The following is a 16,250-nucleotide window of genomic DNA, read 5'->3' as shown; positions in this document are numbered from 1 at the left end:
GTGTCCGGGTGCTGTTCCGCAGCTGGGCGCAGGTGGCCGACCCCGCATGGCCGGACGTGGCCCGGGTGCCGGACCACGTCGGCGGCACCCACCTGGTCGTGACCCGGCACGCGCTGGTCCGCCAGGTCCTCGCCGACCCGGTCACCTACCGGCCGGACAACGCGCTGGACGCGGTGACACCGATGCCGGTGACCGCGCTGCGGGTGCTCGCCGGGCACCGGTTCCGGTTGCCGCCGACCCTGGCGAACAACTCGGGCGTCAGCCATCCGCAGATCCGGGCGATCGTCGCGGAGGCGTTGCACCCGGCCCGGGTGGCCGCGCAGCGGCAGTGGCTCACCGCACTGGTCCGCGACCGGGTCACCCGGATCGGCGCCGCGCTCGACGCCGGCGAACCGGTCGACCTGTACGCGGACCTCGCCGCCGACCTGCCGCTGCTGGTGCTGGCCCGGCTTGTCGAGTTGCCGGACGCGCCGGTCGGCGCGGTCAAGGAGTTCGCCCGCGCCGCGCTGGAGTTGTTCTGGGCACCCCTGGACGCCGACCGGCAGGTGGCGCTCGCCGCCGAGGTCGGCCGGTTCCACCGGGTACTGCGGGACTTCGCGGCCACCGGTGGCGGTCTGGCCGCTGAGTTGCGCGCGGCCGGGCACCCGCCGGACGTGGTGGTCGGCGCGCTCTTCTTCCTGTTGGTCGCCGGGCAGGAGACCACCTCGCAGTTCCTCACCCTGCTCCTGCACCGGCTGGCCGGCGAGCCAGTGGTCCGGGCCGGCCTGCGTAGCGGCGAGGTAGCGGTGGCCGACGTGGTGGAGGAGGGGTTGCGGCTGGAACCACCGATCGTCACCTGGCGGCGGGTGGCGACGACGGAGAGCACGCTGGGCGGCACACGGGTGCCGGCGGGCAGCAGTCTCGTGCTGTGGCTGGGCCGCGCCGGTCGGGACCCGGCGGTGGTGGAGTCGCCCGACGAGTTCCGTCCGGGTCAGCGTGGATCGCGCCGGCACCTGGCGTTCGGGGCGGGGGCGCACCGCTGCGTCGGGGACGTGCTGGCCCGAATGGAGGCGGCCGTGGTGGTGGCCGAGGCCGCGCCGCTGCTGGACGGGGTGACGGTGCTCCGTCCGCCCTGGTGCCCGGACAATCTCACCTTCCGGATGCCGGACGCGTTCGTGGTCCGCCGCTCCCCCGGGGTCACCGGATCCTGACATCCGCTCGGTATGTTTCCGGGCGTGTCAGCCATCCCCACCCGTCGGATCCCTGCCGTCGTAACGCTTCTGGCCCTGCTGGCGTTGACTGCCTGCACAGTCGGTCCCAGCCACCCGGCGCACGCTCGGCAGGTCACGGCGGCCCAGCCGACTCCGTCCGCCTCGGCACCCACCCCCTCGGCCTCGCCGTCCCCGACCGCGAAACCCGCGTTCAAGAGCCTGGCCTGGTACGTGTCCCAGGTGCCGACGTTTCCCGAGGCCCCGCAGCCGCAACCGGTGGCGCTGCCCACTACCGGTTCGGCGGCGTTCTGGCACCGACTGCCGACCGACCAGAAGGTCGCCTTCATCACCATCGACGACGGTGGGCTGGCCCGCCCGCCGGGGGTGATCGACTTCATCTGGGAGGCGCGTATCCCGGTGACGATGTTCCTCAACTCGCCGGCGGCGGCGGAGCACACCGACTACTTCCGGCAGATCGAGGCGGTGGGCGGGGTCGTGGAGAACCACACCATCTCGCACAACTCGCTGGCCGGCCGGTCGTACGACTACCAGAAGCAGGAGATCTGCGGCGCCGCCGACAAGCTGGAGGGGCTGTTCGGCAAGCGGCCCACCCTGTTCCGGCCACCGTTCGGCGAGCATGACAGCACCACGCTGAAGGCCGCGCACGACTGCGGCGCGAAGGCGGTCTTCCACTGGACCGAAACCGTCCACGAGGGGAAGGTGCGCTACCAGACCCCGGAAAAGGTGGTCCAACCCGGCGATGTGCTACTGATGCACTTTCGCCCGGCGCTGATGGACGACCTCCTCGCGGCACTGAAGGCGATTCACCGGGCCGGGCTCACCCCGGCACTGCTGGAGCAGTACGTACGGTGATCGGCCCGTCGCCGACCTGACGAAAGTCAGGGGCGGGTGGTGCCGTTCGGGCGCGGCGGGGCGCCCGGCCGCTCGCCTAGCGTCAGCACATGATCACATTACGTGGGTTGACGAAACGGTTCGGCCCGACAGTCGCTGTCGACGCGTTGACAGTCGACATCGCGCCCGGCCGGGTCACCGGCTTCCTCGGCCCCAACGGCGCCGGCAAGTCCACCACCATGCGGATGATCCTCGGGCTGGACCGTCCCACCGCCGGGCAGGCTCTGGTGGGCGGGCGCGCGTACCGGGAGCTGCGCCGACCGCTGCACGAGGTGGGCGCGCTGCTCGACGCCCGGGCCATCCACCCGGCCCGGTCCGGCCGGGCGCACCTGCGTGCCATGGCGCACAGCAACGGCATCCCGGCCCGCCGGGTCGACGAGGTGCTGGACACCGTCGGGCTGGACGGACGGGCCGCCGGCAAGCCCGGCCGGGCCCTCTCCCTCGGCATGGGTCAACGACTCGGCATCGCCGGGGCGCTGCTCGGCGACCCGCCGGTGCTGATGTTCGACGAGCCGGTGAACGGCCTCGACCCGGACGGGGTGCGCTGGGTGCGGCAGCTGACGCGCTCACTGGCCGACGAGGGGCGGACGGTCTTCGTCTCCAGCCACCTGATGAGCGAGATGCAGCTCACCGCCGACCAGCTCGTGGTGATCGGCCGGGGACGACTGCTCGCCGACTCGCCGATCGGCGAGGTGATCGCCCGCAGCACGGTAGCGGTCCGGGTCCGCAGCCCGTACCCGGACGGGCTGGCCGCGCTCGCCGCGCGCCTCACCGCCGCCGGGGCGAGCGTCGAGAGCGCCGACCGCGACGCGCTGACCGTCACCGGCGCCACCGCCGACCAGGTCGGCGACCTGGCACACGAACTGGGGGTACGCCTGCACGAGCTGAGCGCGCACGCCGCGTCGTTGGAGCAGGCGTTCATGGAGTTGACCGCCGACAGCGTCGAGTACGCCGGCGGTCCGACCGAGGGTGGGCAACGATGAGCACGCAGACCGACGCGGGCACCCGCCCCGCCAGCACGCCGGCCGCTGGTGCGTCGGCCACCTTCCGGGGGGCTGTCGCCGCCGAGTGGACCAAGCTCTCCTCGGTGCGGAGCACCTGGTGGACGGCACTGGCCGGGCTGCTGGTGATGTTCGCGAGCGCCGGCCAACTGGCCATCTACGTCGCCAACGACAACACGAACGACGACCCGACCGACGACCGGGGGATCGTCACCGTCGGCAGCGTGCTGATCGACTCGGTCGAGCTGACCCAGTACGTGGTGCTGGCGCTGGGCCTGCTGGCGATCACCGCCGAGTTCACCAGTGGCACCATCCGCACGACGTTGCAGTGCACCCCGTCGCGCGGTCGGGTGCTGCTGGCCAAGGCCGCGGTCGCCGGTGCGGTCACCTTCGCGCTCGGGCTGGTGCTCGGCGGCGTCGGCGCCCTGGTCGCCCGACCGGTGCTCGGCGAGTGGGGCAGCGCCCCCGCCGCCGACACGATCGGCGACATCGTGGCGGTGGCGACCTACCTGGCGCTGATCGGCGTGCTCGCCCTGGGTCTCGGCGCCGCGCTGCGCAGCGCGGTGCTCACGCTCACAGTGCTTCTCGCCACCCTGATGATCGTGCCGCTGTCCCTCCAGGAGCCGGACATCGACGTGTTGAACCGCATCGCCGACGTGTTCCCCGGTGTGGCCGGCGGGCACTTCCTGGCCGGCGACACCGAGCCGTACCCGCCAGTGGTCGGGCTGCTCCTGCTCGCCGGATGGGCGGGCGCCGCGCTGCTGCTGGGCCGGGCCGCCCTGCGCCGCCGCGACGCGTAGGGCCGGCGAGCTGGGCGGGGGCCGACCGGTCCCCGCTCAGCCGTCGACCAGCCCCGCCTCGTACGCCAGGATCGCCGCCTGCACCCGGTTGCGTACGTCCAGCCGGGTGAAGATGCTGGTCAGGTAGCTCTTCACCGTGCCCTCCACGAGGTGCAGCCGGCGGGCGATCTCGGCGTTGGAGAGGCCCGCCCCGACCAGGGCCAGCACCTCCCGTTCCCGCTCGGTCAGCCCGGCGGCACGTTCCCGGGCGGCGGGTCGGCGGGCCAGCCGGTCGGCCCCCAGCTCGATCACCCGGCGGGCCACCCTCGGCGAGAGGTACGCCCCGCCGTCGGCGACGGCGTGCACACCGGCGATCAGCTCACGCGGGTCGCCGGCCTTGAGCAGGAACCCGCTGGCACCGTGCCCGAGCGCCCGGGCCACGTGGTCGTCCTCGCCGAACGTGGTCAGCATGATCGTCGCGGTGTTCGGCACGACCCGGCGGATCTCGGCGGCGGCAGCCAACCCGTCCAGCCGCGGCATCCGGATGTCCAGCAGCGCGACCCTGGGTCGGTGGGCCCGGACCAGCTCCACCGCCGCGTGCCCGTCGCCGGCCTCGGCGACCACCTCGATGCCGGGATCACTGGCGAGGATGGCCCGGACACCGGCCCGGATCATCGCCTCGTCGTCGGCCAGCACCACCCGGATCGGCGGTGCCCCGGTCGTGTCGGTGTCCACTACGCGATCCACTCCTTGCTGACCAGTCGGCCGTCGGTGAAGCAGAGCCGCCAGGTCGGTGCGGCGAGGGGGAAGTTGCCGTCGGTGTAGTACTCGCAGCCGGCCCGGTCGAGAGGTGTCGGGCGTTCCAACTGCCGCCGGGGCAGCCCGACCAGCTCGGACCGGGCCGCGCCGACGCGCATCTGGTCGAAGGTGGCCCGGTCCAGCACCGTCCCGGCGGTCGCCACCGGGTAGTAGACGAACGAGAGCACCAGGGCGAAACCGACCGGGGCGACGAGCGCCACCAGCAGGCTGCGCCGAACCCGCCGCCGGGCGTCGTGCAGCCGCCGCTCGGCGTCCACCGGCCGCTCCGCCGGACCCTGTCGCTCGTCGGACCATGGCGTCGGCCCGGCCTCGACCACCGACCCGATCGCCTCGGGCGGCGGTGCGGTGGCCGGCAACACCGCCCGTACCGCGAACCCGCCGTCGGCCCGGTGGCCGGCGTCGAGCGTCCCGCCGGCGAGGCGGACCCGCTCGGCGAGGGCGAGCAGCCCACTGCCCTGCGACGGCGGAGCGGGCAGCGGCCCGGCCGGCGGAGCGTCGTTGACGACTGTCACCTCGACCCGGTCACCGTCGCGGGCGAGGCGCACGTCGACCGGGGCGCCCGGCGCGTACCGGGCCGCGTTGGTCAGCGCCTCCCGGACGATCCGGTGCGCCGCGTGACCGGTCATCGCCGGCAGGTCCGCGACCGCCGGGGCGGCGTCCAGCCGTACCGCCATGCCGGCCTCCCGGGCCCCGTCGACGAGGTCCGCCACGGTCTCCCCGCTCGGACGCAGCGACGCGCCAGCCTCCTCGCGGAGCACCCCGATGATCTCGTGCAGTCGCTCGGTGGCGGCGGAGACGCTGGCCCGCAACTCCCCCGCCGCGGCCCGGTGCCTGTCGTCCAGGTCGGCGGCGACCTCCAGGGCGGCGGCGCGCAACGCGATCAGGCTGAGGTCGTGACCGAGCGAGTCGTGCATCTCCCCGGCGATCCGGGCCCGCTCCCGCAGCCGGATCCGCTCGGCGGCACCCCGCTGCTCGCGGGTCAGCGCGTCGACGTGCCGGCGACCGGCGTCGGTCAACTCCTGCTGCTGGCGCCGGTACCGGCCGACCAACCAGGGGAACACGGCGGCGAAGAGCAGCACCGAGGCGAGCAGGAACCAGGTCGCCGCGCCGGCGCCGAGCAACCCCAGGTTGAGCGCCGTGCCACCGGCCGTGATCAGCACGAAGACCATGATCGCCGGACCCACCGTGGCGCTGCGCCGCCCGGCGAGATAACTGAAGACCGGAATGGCGAACACGAAGTTGCCATCGACCAACGACCCGAGCACCGCCAGCACCAGGGCGACCAACGGCTGACGTCGACTCGCCGCCACCGCCACACCGAGCAGCAGCAGCTTGCCGACCAACAGCGGCAACGTGTACCGCGTATAGGGCGGGCTGGCCTCGGCGTAGCCGACCGGGGCGGCCACCACCGCAAAGAGCAGCACGTCCAGCAGCAGGTGACGCCGCCGGTGCAGCCAAGCCGACGGCGGGGAGTCGAGGATCCGCACGGCGGTCAGGCTACCCACGCCCGACCTGGGCGGACACCGACGAAAGTCAGGTGTTCAGCCGCTCTCCTCGGCCCAGACCCGCCAGTCGTCCAGCACGCCGTGCAGGGCCGGGGTGAGCCAACCCGGCGCGGAACGCCGGAACACCCCCGGATCCATCGCGCCGGCGCCATCGGGCAACGCGCCGAGCAGGTTCGGCACCAGATCGGTGAGGTTCGTCCAGTGCACCAGCTCCGGCCGGGCCGGCCAGGCACCGATCACCACACCGGCCGGCACCGCCCTACGGTCCAGCGCCTCCAGAGTCAACGCCGTGTGGTTGAGCGTGCCCAACCCGGCGCGGGCGACCACCACCGCTGGCGCGCCGAGCGACACCGCCAGGTCGGCCATCGTCCACGGCTCCCCCGACGGTCGCAGCCCCATCGGAACCAGCAACCCGCCCGCGCCCTCGATCAGCACGAGGTCGTGCTTGTCGGCCTCCGCGCGGACGGCGTCCACCGCCGCGTACAACTCCAGCGGCGGCAGGTCGGCGACCCGCGCGGCGGCCAACGGGGCGAGCGGATCCGGGTAGCTGGCCAGGGTCCGACCGGTCAGCGGCGCAGCCAGCCGGTTGACAGCGTCCACGTCGCCGGGCTCACCGCCCGCCGTACCGGTCTGACCCGGTTTGACCACCGCCACCCGCAGCCCGGCGGCCTGCGCGGCGGCCGCGATCGCCGCGGTCACCACCGTCTTGCCGACCTCGGTATCCGTCCCGGTGACCAGCACCGACCCCGCCCACCCGGTCATAGCGGCACCTCGGTTCGCGACTGCGGGGCTCGCAAACCCGGCTCACTCCTCGCGCTCACGGCGCCACCTCGGTTCGCGACTGCGGGGCTCGCAAACCCGGCTCACTCCTCGCGCTCACGGCGCCACCTCGGTTCGCGACTGCGGGGCTCGCAAACCCGGCTCACTCCTCGCGCTCACGGCGCCACCTCGGTTCGCGACTGCGGGGCTCGCAAACCCGGCTCACTCCTCGCGCTCACGGCGCAGAGTCCACTATGACGTCCAGCGCCCGCTCGAACGCCGCCCGCGGCACCCCCGCGCTCACAGTGAGGCGCAGGCGGGACCGGCCGTCCGGGGTGGACGGTGGCCGGAAACAGCCCACCGCGACGCCCCGGTCCCGGCAGTCCGCGGCCCAGGCGGTCGCCGCCTCCGGCCCCGGGGCGGTCACCGAGATCACCGCCGCGTCCGGGGCGGAGACGGTCAGCCCGGCCGCGCGCAGTCGACCGACCGCCAGTCCCACCCGGTCGGAGAGTTCGACGCGCAGGTCGTTGCCGGCCTGGGCGAGCCGCAGCGCCGCGTGCACACCGGCGGCGACCGCCGGCGGCAGTGCCGTGTCGAAGATGAACGTGCGACCGGTCTCGACCAGATGTCTGACGAACTCGGCCGGGCCGGCGACGACGCCACCCGCGCCACCGAGCGCCTTGGACAGGGTGGCGGTGACCACCACGTCCGGCTCGCCGGCCAGCCCGACGGCCGCCACCGCGCCCGCGCCGGCCGGGCCGGTCAGGCCCAGCGCGTGCGCGTCGTCGACCAGCAGCAGCGCGCCGTGACGGCGGGCCACCGCGTGCAACCGAGCCAGTGGGGCGAGATCACCGTCGACCGAGAAGACCGACTCGGTCACCACCACCGCCGGGCGGCCGGGAGCGGCCGCGAGCGCGGCGGCCACCGCGTCGACGTCGGCGTGCGGCGTGACCACCGTCTCCGCACCGGAGATGCGGCAGCCGTCGATCAGCGACGCGTGGTTGTGCGCGTCGGAGACGAGCAGCGTCCGAGGTTGGACGAGCGCCCGCAGCGCGCCGAGGTTGGCCAGGTAGCCGGAGGAGAAGACCAGGGCGCCGTCGGTGCCCAGCCACCGGGCCAGATCGTCCTCCAGCAGCCGGTGCGCGTCGGTGGAGCCGCGAACCAGTCGCGAGCCGGTAGCCCCCAGCCCGTACGCCGACAGGGCCGTCGTGGCCGCGGCGATGACGTCCGGGTGGGTGGCCAGGCCGAGGTAGTCGTTGCCGGCCAGATCGGTCATCTGATCGTCGGCCGGACGCGGATGCAGTCGCCGGGTGAGCCCGGCCTTCGCCCGCAGCTCCGCGCGGCGGTCGAGCGCCGCCAGCCAGTCCGCCACCGTCACCCTCCCCCGCTGTGCGTGCCGGTCAGCCCGACACCCGCCGGGCGAAATTACCACCCGCCGCCACCAGCCCGACGATTCCACTCGGTGCGAGGTGCCGACCGGGCCGCCAGGTCATTCCGGCTGATCGAGGGCTCTCGCACAGGCCTAGTAGGGTACGAGCCATGCCAGAGATCCTCGACCAGGCCCGGACCCAGGTCCTGGGTGACGGTGTCGGCCTCGATCAGGCCGGCATCCTCGCCGTGCTGAACCTGCCCGACGAGCACCTGCCCGCCGCCCTCCAGCTCGCTCACGACGTGCGGATGCGCTGGTGCGGCCCGGAGGTCGAGGTCGAGGGAATCGTCTCGCTCAAGACCGGCGGGTGCCCGGAAGACTGCCACTTCTGCTCGCAGTCGGGCCTGTTCACCTCGCCCGTGCGCTCGGTCTGGCTGGACATCCCGTCGCTGGTCGAGGCGGCGAAGCAGACCGCAGCGACCGGGGCGACCGAGTTCTGCATCGTCGCCGCGGTCCGCGGTCCGGACGCCCGGCTGATGAAGCAGATGCGCGAGGGCGTCGCCGCCATCAAGGCGGCTGTCGACATCCAGGTCGCCGCGTCGCTGGGCATGCTCAGCAAGGAGCAGGTCGACGACCTGGTCGACATGGGTGTGCACCGCTACAACCACAATCTGGAGACCTGCAAGTCGTACTTCCCCAACGTGGTCACCACGCACTCGTGGGAGGAGCGCTGGGAGACGCTGCGGATGGTGCGCGACTCCGGCATGGAGGTGTGCTGCGGCGGCATCCTCGGCCTCGGTGAGACCATCGAGCAGCGGGCCGAGTTCGCCGCGCAGCTCGCCGAGCTGAACCCGCACGAGGTGCCGCTCAACTTCCTCAACCCGCGTCCCGGCACCCCGCTGGGTGACCGTCCGGTGGTGGAGGGCAAGGACGCGCTGCGGGCCATCGCCGCGTTCCGGCTGGCCATGCCGCGCACCATCCTGCGGTACGCCGGTGGTCGCGAGATCACCCTCGGCGACCTCGGCACCCGTGACGGTCTGCTCGGCGGCATCAACGCGGTGATCGTCGGCAACTACCTGACCACGTTGGGTCGACCGGCGACGGCCGACCTGGAGCTGCTGGACGAGCTGAAGATGCCGGTCAAGGCGCTCTCCGCCACGCTGTGACGACAATGACGACGACGGAGCTGTGGTGCGACCGGTGCGGTGAGTCGACGACGGCCACCGCCCACCCGGCCTGCGCGTCGGCCCGCCAGTTGGAGCCGCCCCGGTTCTGCCCCCGCTGCCGTCGCCGGATGAAGGTGCAGGTGCTGCCGGTGGGCTGGGCGGCAATCTGCGTCGAACACGGCGAGATCCGGGGCTGAGCCGGTGCTGCGAGGGCGGGCGGTGACCCTACGACCGGCGACGGCCGCGGACGTGCCGGCCCTCGCCGCGATCCGGGCCGACCCTGAGGTACGCCGGTGGTGGCGGGGCGGCGACGACCTGGCCGACTCCGTGCGCGCCGACCTCGCCGACGACGACCTGCACGTGTACGCGATCGAGCACGACGGTCGGGTGATCGGCGCGATCCAGTGGTACGCCGAGGCGGACCCGGACTACCGGCACGCCAGCCTGGACGTCTTCCTCGACCCGGCGGAGCGCGGCGCGGGTCTCGGCGGTGACGCCATCCGCACCCTGGCCCGACACCTGATCGACGAGTACGGTCACCACCGCTTCACCATCGACCCGGCCGCGGCGAACAGCGCCGCCATCCGGGCGTACGCGAAGGTCGGGTTCCGTCCGGTGGGGGTGCTGCGCCGCTACGAGCGCGGCGCGGACGGCCGCTGGCACGACGGCCTGTTGATGGACCTGCTCGCCGACGACCTGGTGGAGTGACTCAGCCGTCCCACAGCAGGTGGCCGTCGGGCAGTCGGCGGGCGCCCTCGGCCGGCCGGTGCGGGCTGAGGCGGCCGTCCGGCATCAGGTGCGCCACGGGAACTCCGCCGCCCAGCGTCGCGACGTCGGCGATCAACCGCCGGTGGCAGCGCCACCACACGCTCTCGCTGCACATGATCGCGGTGGTCCGACGATCCGCAGCGGCGAGCACCTCGGCGAGCGCGTCGTCGAACTCGGCCGTCCGCGTGTGGGCGGCGTACGCCCGGAACGCCGCGACCGTCCACCAGGTGTCCGGCTCCGGCTCCCCGGCGGGGACGTGCCGTCGTCCACCGAGCCGCGGCTCCCAGCGGTAGTCGACGCCCCACTCGGGCAGCCACAGTTCGAGTTCCTCACGGCGGACATCCGGGTTGGTGCGACTGGCCGGGTATCGCCGGACGTCCACCACCTGGGCGATCCCGGCCCCGGCCAGCAACTCTCCCAGCCGGCCCCGATCGGCGGCGCCATGCCCGACGGTCAGCAACTCCCGCACGATCGTGAGGTGCCCGAAATCCCGCCAACCTATCCACCCGGGTTGCGCCGGCGCGGGCCGGGCCCCGGGATGGAGCCCGATACTGCTCCATTTGCGGCATTTATCCCATAACAGCCACATCGGGCTTATCGTGCCTGAGGTGAGAGTGGAGACGAGGGGACCAGACACGAGCGCCGGCCCGATCCTCGCGGGCCGGTTCCGTGGCGACATCGAGGGGCTACGAGGGCTCGCGCTGGTGCTGGTGCTGGTCGGGCATGCGGGCATCTCCGCGCTCCCCGCCGCGTTCGTCGCCGTTGACGTCTTCTTCGTGATCTCCGGGTTCCTGATCACCGGACTCCTCGTCGACGAGATCCGCCGGACCGGCGGAATCCGCATCGTCGACTTCTACGCCCGACGTGCCAAGCGGTTGCTGCCGGCAGCCACCGTCGTCCTCGTGGCGAGCCTCCTGCTCACCTACCTCTTCCTGCCCCCGATCCGGTGGTCCGAGACTGCCCGGGACGCCCTGGCCAGCGCCGTCTACGCGATGAACTGGCGTCTGGTGGAGCAGTCGACCGACTATCTGCGCTCCGAGGAGGCCCCCAGCATCCTCCAGCACTTCTGGTCGCTCGCCGTGGAGGAGCAGTTCTACCTGGTGTGGCCGCTGCTCCTGCTCGTCGTCGCCCTCCAGGTTTCGCGCCGCACGTCCCGGCACGCCGACGCGCGGCGTCCGATCCCGGGCGGTCGGCCGGGCCGACACCGCAGACCGTTCCTCGGCGACCGGATGTCCCAGTGGCTGCTCGCCGCCTTCGCCCTGGTCGGCATCCCGTCGCTGGCCTGGTCGATCCACCTGAGCCAGACCGAACCCGCGCGGGCGTACCTCGTCACCACCACCCGGATGTGGGAACTGGCGTTGGGCGGCGGTCTGGCGATCCTGGGTGGACACCTGTCCCGGCTGCCGCGTCCCGCCGCGATAACGCTCGGCTGGGCCGGTATGGCCACTGTCGGCCTCGCCGCGACGCTGATCCGACCGGAGACCGCGGCCTACCCGGGATATCTGGCGTTGCTGCCCACCCTCGGCGCGGTCGCGATCATCGCGGCCGGGCCCGGCGCCGGACGATACGGACCGGCTTTCCTGCTCAACAGGCGGCCGACGCGCGCGGTCGGTGCCGTGTCGTACTCGTGGTATCTGTGGCACTGGCCGCTGCTGGTGGTGGCCGAAGCCCGGTGGGGGCCGCTGGGAACCACCGCCGGCCTCGCGATGATCCTCTGTTCGGCCGTCCCGGCGGTGCTGACCTACCACCTGGTGGAGAATCCGTTCCGGTACGCGCAGTTCTCCAAGGCCCGCGTGCTGCGCATGGGACTGGCAGCCACCAGCGTCACCGTCCTCACCGGAATCGGGTTGCAACTGGCGGTCCGGCCACCGGTCTCGGCCCAGGCACCACTCGCCGGTGCCGCCCCGCCGGGCGCGTCATCCGGAGGCGAGCGGGCAGCGGCACCGGTGGACCGGTTCGCCCGCATCACACCCGATCCGCTCGAGGCCCGCGACGACCTGCCCGACGTCTACCGGGACGACTGCGTCACGCAGGCGCAGGAGGCAAGCCTGCGCAGCTGTACCTACGGCGACAGTGACTCGGCGGTCGAAGTGGCACTGGCCGGCGACTCCCACGCGGCGCACTGGGTGCCGGCCCTACAGGCCATCGCCGCGGAGCGCGGCTGGCGGCTGGTCACCTACATCAAGACGACCTGTTCCTTCCTGACCGCGCCGATCAGCATCGCCGGACGGCCGGATCCCAGCTGCACGGAATGGAACCGCAATCTCCGCACCGCGCTCACCGGCGAGCGGCGGCCTCGGCTGCTCATCGTCTCCAGCGTGACCCAGATTCCGCTGGTGGACGGCAGCCCTCCACCACCGGGCACGGCGACGACGGACGCGCAGACGGCCGCGCTATCGGAGACGTGGTCGGAAATGACCAGGGCCGGCCTGCCGCTGGTGGTCATCCGGGACACCCCGTCGTTCACCGTGGACATCGCCGAGTGCGTCTCGGCGAATCGCGAGCGGCTCACCGCCTGCGCGCAGCCCCGGGAGCGCGCGCTCACCTGGGGCATACCGCAGGAGCGCGCCGCGACGGCGGTGCCCGGCGTGCGCCTGGCCGACCTCAACGACGCCATCTGCCCCACCGAACCATGCCCCGCAGTGATCGACGGGCTGCTCGTCTACCGGGACGCGCATCACCTGACCGCCACGTACGCCCGCAGCCTCGCCCCGCGGCTGCACGACCGGTTGCGTCAACTCGTGCCACAACACCTGCCGTAGGCAAGCATCACCGCAGCTCGTGGACAGTTGCCGTTCCGCGCGGAACGGTAACTGTCCACGATCTCGTCGCGGTACCGGTCAGGCGATGGCGCACTGGGTGTTGTTGACGGTGAAGGCTGTCGGTTTCGGGTTGGCGCCGCTGTACGTGCCGTTGAAGCCGAAGCTCACCGACGCGCCCGGGGCGATAGTGCCGTTGTAGGACAGGTTCGTGGCGGTGACCGCCGCGCCGCTCTGGCTGATCGTCGCCGACCAGCCCTGACCGACGCTCTGCCCACCGGGGAAGCTGAACCGCAGGGTCCAGCCGTTGATCGCTGTGGCGCCGGTGTTGGTGATCGACACGTTGGCGGTGAAGCCGCTGCCCCAGTCGGTGGTGGCGTACCCCACCGTGCAGGTGCCGCCGACCGGCGGTGCCGCGGTGGTCACCGCGACCGGCGTGGACGCCGCGGAGGCGTTGCCCGCCGCGTCCACGGCCACCACGTAGAACTGGTAGGCCGTCGAGGCGGTCAACCCGGACACCGCCTGGGTGGTGCCGGTCGGCGAGCCGACCAGCGCGTCGGTGGCGCCAGCCTCACGGTAGACCCGGTAACCGGTGACGCCCACGTTGTCGGTGGACGGGGTCCAGGCCAGTGTGAGCCCGGTGGCGGTGACGGCCGAGGCCACCGGCGTGCCGGGGGTGCTCGGCGCTGTGGTGTCGGCGGTGCCGGCCGGTGGCGTGGTCACGCTGAGCTTCGGCGAGGCGGCCGACTCGTTGCCCGCGCCGTCGCGCGCCACGATGGTGTACTCGAACGTCCGCTCCGGTAGCAGGGTGGTGATGGTGATCGAGTTCTCGGTGACCCGTCGGGTCGCCACCACGTCGTTACCGACCATGAACTCGCGGACGTCGTACCCGGCGAGGCCGCTGCCGCCGCTGTCGGTGGACGGCGCCCAGGTCAGGGTGACGGTGCGGGGGCCGAGGTTCGACGCCACCGGGGTACCCGGGACGGTCGGCTTCGTGGTGTCCGGTACGACAGGGCCCGGCTCCTCACCCCAGACGCGGGTGGCGCCGGAGTAGAGCGGCACCTTCCGGTTGGGCCCGGCGGTGGCCTGGTACGACGGGTCGTTGGTCGGGTCCCAGGTGCCGCCCTCGGGCACGCCGATCTTGAACTGGACCTCCATCCGGTGCTGCGACTGGCCCGCCGGGGCGATGGTGTGCCCGGCGCAGTCCACCTCGACGTACCAGATGTCGCCGCTGAACTGCTTGGCGGTGGTCGGGGACGGGCAGCCCTGGGTGTAGCCGGCGGTGACCTGTACCGGGCCGGTGCCGTCGGGCCGGAAGTAGTACCGGAACCGGCCGTCGGTCAGCGCGCGGGCCGGGAACGCGGACTTGTTGTAGACCATCACCTTGAGCCCGGTGGCCCGAGGTTCGGCCTGCGTCACAGTGGTCTCCACTGTCAGCTCGTCGATGTCCGGCGTCTCGGCGACCGGGAAGTTCGCCAGTGGCGTGCCGCCGTACTCGGAGGTCAGCCGAACCAGCGCGGACGTGAAGCCGGCGTTGTAGTCGGTGGCCACCTCGTTCATCACGTAGTCCGAGCGGCTGTCGCTGTACGCGTCGTTGGCCGAGGACGGGCCGCCGACCAGCGCGCCGTAGAGGGTGTGCCGGGTCTCCACCGGCACGGTCTGGCTGTCCCACCAGGAGCCGTGCGCGGTGCGGTGGTGCGGGTTCTTCGGAGAGTTGGCGCCGAACCCGATGACGTAGCTGGAGTTGCGCGGGTTGTCGCCGAGCGCGTAGTTGATCTGCCGGACGGCGAAGTCGTGGTAGCGCGCCTTGCGGGTGGTGTCGGTGGTCTTGTCGCTGTAGACCAGCGCGGCGAAGGAGGTGTTCGCGGCGTAGCGCAGCGCGCCCCAGGAGTCGAGCACCGCCATTCCACCGGGTGAATACGGAACCCGCTGCCCGTTCACCCCGACGGTCCAGTAGTCCAGCCACCGGTTGGCGTCGTCGACGTACTTCTGCTTGCCGGTCAGGTTGGCCAGCAGCACGTACGCGCCGAACTGCTTGTTGTCCCAGGCGATGGTCCACTTGTAGGAGCGGGTGGTGGACTGGTTCTCGGTGCCGAGCTTGTCGTACTCACTCTCGGCCTTGGTCAGGTAGCTGGCCTCGCCGGTGGCCCGGTGCAGCCAGATCGCGGCCCAGACCAGCTCGTCCTGCCAGCCGCTCCACGAGCGGTAGAAGCTCGTGGCGTCGGTGATGCACTCGTGGTAGGCCTTCCGCACCGTGTCGGCGAAGGTGTAGAGCTGCCGGGCGTGCCCGAGCAGCTTGTCCGCGTAGGCGGCGTCGGTGGGCCGGAACACCATCGAGGACGCGGCCATCGCGGCCGCCGTCTCCCCCGCCAGGTCCGCGCCGCCGCAGCTCGCATCGATCTTGTACGCGGGCCGCGCCATCTGCATCACCTCGGCCGGACCCCACCACTTGTGGTCGTCGTCGCCCTTGCCGACCTGCCCGTAGAGGACGTTTGCCGACGGGTGCGCCTTGATGAAGTAGTCGTTGACGAAACGCAGGTTGTTGAGCAGGTGCGGCAGTTGCCCGGACGAGGTGTAGCCGCTGCGGTACTCGACAGCGCCCCAGGCGAGCATCGTGGCGCTGAACGCCATCGGGAAGCCGAACTTGACGTGGTCGCCGGCGTCGTACCAGCCGCCGGTGAGGTCCACGCCCGCGCTGGCGCCGTCGGTGAGCGCGCTGTCGCCGCGCCAGGAGACCCGGTTCCAGTCGGGCAACCGGCCGGACTGCTGCGCCTCGTAGAAGAGCAGCGACTTCTGCAACGCCTCGGCGTAGTTGTAGGTGGCCGCAGGCGCGGCCGAGGCAGGCCCGGACGGTGGCGCGGTCACCGCGAGGGACGCGCCGGTGAGCAACGCGACGCCGAGGGCCAGCAGCCGCCGCGGCCAGGGCTGGTCGGCGGCCGGCGACCGGCCGGGCTGGCCGCTGAACGGCCGGGTCAGGTGGCGCATGGCGGACTCCTGTCGGAGGCGCCGCCGGCGGTCGCACCGACGCGGGACGGCGTACGGGCGGCACGGCCACCGGCGACAGCGGGGTGGCGGTGTGACCACGGGTCATGGAAGCGCTCCCATGGATAACCGACAATGTAATGGGCGGGTCGGCGGTTGGGAAGCCCGCCGATCGGGGTGGACACGCGCCGTGCCGCTCTCGTACTAGCGAGTAACATTGCGGAGCATCTCACACCATCGA

The 16,250-nt window shown here is 72.6% G+C and carries 14 protein-coding genes; 8 read left to right on the top strand and 6 right to left on the bottom strand.

Annotated features, from left to right (window positions below):
* Positions 1-8 precede the first annotated feature (8 nt).
* The 4 genes from OHB44_RS09315 (at position 9) to OHB44_RS09300 (ending at position 3,903) form a co-directional block, all read left to right on the top strand.
* Positions 9-1,190, top strand: a complete 1,182-nt coding sequence (locus OHB44_RS09315; RefSeq protein WP_238683277.1) for a cytochrome P450 — start codon at positions 9-11, stop codon at positions 1,188-1,190.
* Between the two features lie 24 nt (positions 1,191-1,214).
* Positions 1,215-2,063, top strand: a complete 849-nt coding sequence (locus OHB44_RS09310) for a polysaccharide deacetylase family protein (RefSeq protein ID WP_238683278.1) — start codon at positions 1,215-1,217, stop codon at positions 2,061-2,063.
* Positions 2,064-2,152: 89 nt separating this feature from the next.
* Entirely contained in the window at positions 2,153-3,085 is a 933-nt protein-coding gene (locus tag OHB44_RS09305) for an ATP-binding cassette domain-containing protein (RefSeq protein WP_266303295.1), read from the top strand.
* A complete protein-coding gene (locus tag OHB44_RS09300) occupies positions 3,082-3,903 on the top strand; it encodes an ABC transporter permease subunit (protein ID WP_238683280.1) in 822 nt (273 codons plus the stop codon). Before OHB44_RS09305 ends, OHB44_RS09300 begins: the two co-directional genes overlap by 4 nt.
* Positions 3,904-3,939: 36 nt before the next feature.
* On the opposite strand, the gene OHB44_RS09295 is transcribed toward OHB44_RS09300, so the two are convergent.
* The 4 genes from OHB44_RS09295 to OHB44_RS09280 all read right to left on the bottom strand — a co-directional run bounded on the left by OHB44_RS09295 (position 3,940) and on the right by OHB44_RS09280 (position 8,337).
* A complete protein-coding gene (locus OHB44_RS09295) occupies positions 3,940-4,557 on the bottom strand; it encodes a response regulator (RefSeq protein ID WP_442932691.1) in 618 nt (205 codons plus the stop codon).
* A gap of 59 nt (positions 4,558-4,616) precedes the next feature.
* On the bottom strand, positions 4,617-6,188 hold the full coding sequence (locus OHB44_RS09290) for a sensor histidine kinase (RefSeq protein WP_330440338.1): 1,572 nt from the start codon (positions 6,186-6,188) through the stop codon (positions 4,617-4,619).
* A gap of 54 nt (positions 6,189-6,242) precedes the next feature.
* Positions 6,243-6,968 carry a dethiobiotin synthase gene (bioD, locus tag OHB44_RS09285; protein ID WP_091400737.1) on the bottom strand — a complete coding sequence of 242 codons (726 nt, stop codon included), beginning with the start codon at positions 6,966-6,968 and terminating at the stop codon, positions 6,243-6,245.
* 232 nt (positions 6,969-7,200) lie between these two features.
* Entirely contained in the window at positions 7,201-8,337 is a 1,137-nt protein-coding gene (locus OHB44_RS09280) for an 8-amino-7-oxononanoate synthase (RefSeq protein ID WP_330440337.1), read from the bottom strand.
* 167 nt (positions 8,338-8,504) lie between these two features.
* On the opposite strand from OHB44_RS09280, the gene bioB reads away from it, so the two are divergent.
* From bioB to OHB44_RS09265, 3 genes are read left to right on the top strand one after another with little or no spacing between them, the layout of a single operon-like run.
* Positions 8,505-9,500: a biotin synthase BioB gene (bioB, locus tag OHB44_RS09275; RefSeq protein WP_238683283.1), complete on the top strand. Its 996-nt coding sequence runs from the start codon at positions 8,505-8,507 to the stop codon at positions 9,498-9,500.
* A gap of 5 nt (positions 9,501-9,505) precedes the next feature.
* Positions 9,506-9,697, top strand: a complete 192-nt coding sequence (gene bsaP / locus OHB44_RS09270; protein ID WP_238683284.1) for a biotin synthase auxiliary protein BsaP — start codon at positions 9,506-9,508, stop codon at positions 9,695-9,697.
* Positions 9,698-9,701: 4 nt separating this feature from the next.
* Positions 9,702-10,208 carry a GNAT family N-acetyltransferase gene (locus tag OHB44_RS09265; RefSeq protein ID WP_238683285.1) on the top strand — a complete coding sequence of 169 codons (507 nt, stop codon included), beginning with the start codon at positions 9,702-9,704 and terminating at the stop codon, positions 10,206-10,208.
* Between the two features lies 1 nt (position 10,209).
* Here the strand turns inward: OHB44_RS09265 and OHB44_RS09260 are convergent, their stop codons facing one another.
* Positions 10,210-10,737 (bottom strand): DUF488 domain-containing protein, encoded by a 528-nt coding sequence (locus tag OHB44_RS09260; RefSeq protein WP_266303298.1) that lies wholly within the window; start codon positions 10,735-10,737, stop codon positions 10,210-10,212.
* Positions 10,738-10,876: 139 nt separating this feature from the next.
* Between OHB44_RS09260 and OHB44_RS09255 the strand changes: the two genes are divergently transcribed.
* On the top strand, positions 10,877-13,030 hold the full coding sequence (locus tag OHB44_RS09255) for an acyltransferase family protein (protein ID WP_330440335.1): 2,154 nt from the start codon (positions 10,877-10,879) through the stop codon (positions 13,028-13,030).
* Positions 13,031-13,108: 78 nt separating this feature from the next.
* Here OHB44_RS09255 and OHB44_RS09250 read toward each other — a convergent pair whose 3' ends face one another.
* On the bottom strand, positions 13,109-16,012 hold the full coding sequence (locus OHB44_RS09250) for a glycoside hydrolase family 9 protein (protein ID WP_330440334.1): 2,904 nt from the start codon (positions 16,010-16,012) through the stop codon (positions 13,109-13,111).
* Positions 16,013-16,250 lie beyond the last annotated feature (238 nt).

The organism is Micromonospora sp. NBC_00821 (assembly GCF_036347035.1).
GTDB lineage: Bacteria > Actinomycetota > Actinomycetes > Mycobacteriales > Micromonosporaceae > Micromonospora > Micromonospora hortensis.
The sequence above is the reverse complement of the archived record's forward strand: the minus strand, read 5'-3'. Positions and strand labels throughout refer to the sequence as shown.

Excerpts from the sequence above, each read along its gene's own strand:
- OHB44_RS09305 (WP_266303295.1), top strand. The coding sequence starts at position 2,153 with ATGATCACATTACGTGGGTTGACGAAACGGTTCGGCCCGACAGTCGCT.
- OHB44_RS09300 (WP_238683280.1), top strand. The coding sequence starts at position 3,082 with ATGAGCACGCAGACCGACGCGGGCACCCGCCCCGCCAGCACGCCGGCC.
- OHB44_RS09295 (WP_442932691.1), bottom strand. The coding sequence starts at position 4,557 with ATGATCCGGGCCGGTGTCCGGGCCATCCTCGCCAGTGATCCCGGCATC.
- bioD (WP_091400737.1), bottom strand. The coding sequence starts at position 6,968 with ATGACCGGGTGGGCGGGGTCGGTGCTGGTCACCGGGACGGATACCGAG.
- bioB (WP_238683283.1), top strand. The coding sequence starts at position 8,505 with ATGCCAGAGATCCTCGACCAGGCCCGGACCCAGGTCCTGGGTGACGGT.
- bsaP (WP_238683284.1), top strand. The coding sequence starts at position 9,506 with ATGACGACGACGGAGCTGTGGTGCGACCGGTGCGGTGAGTCGACGACG.
- OHB44_RS09250 (WP_330440334.1), bottom strand. The coding sequence starts at position 16,012 with ATGCGCCACCTGACCCGGCCGTTCAGCGGCCAGCCCGGCCGGTCGCCG.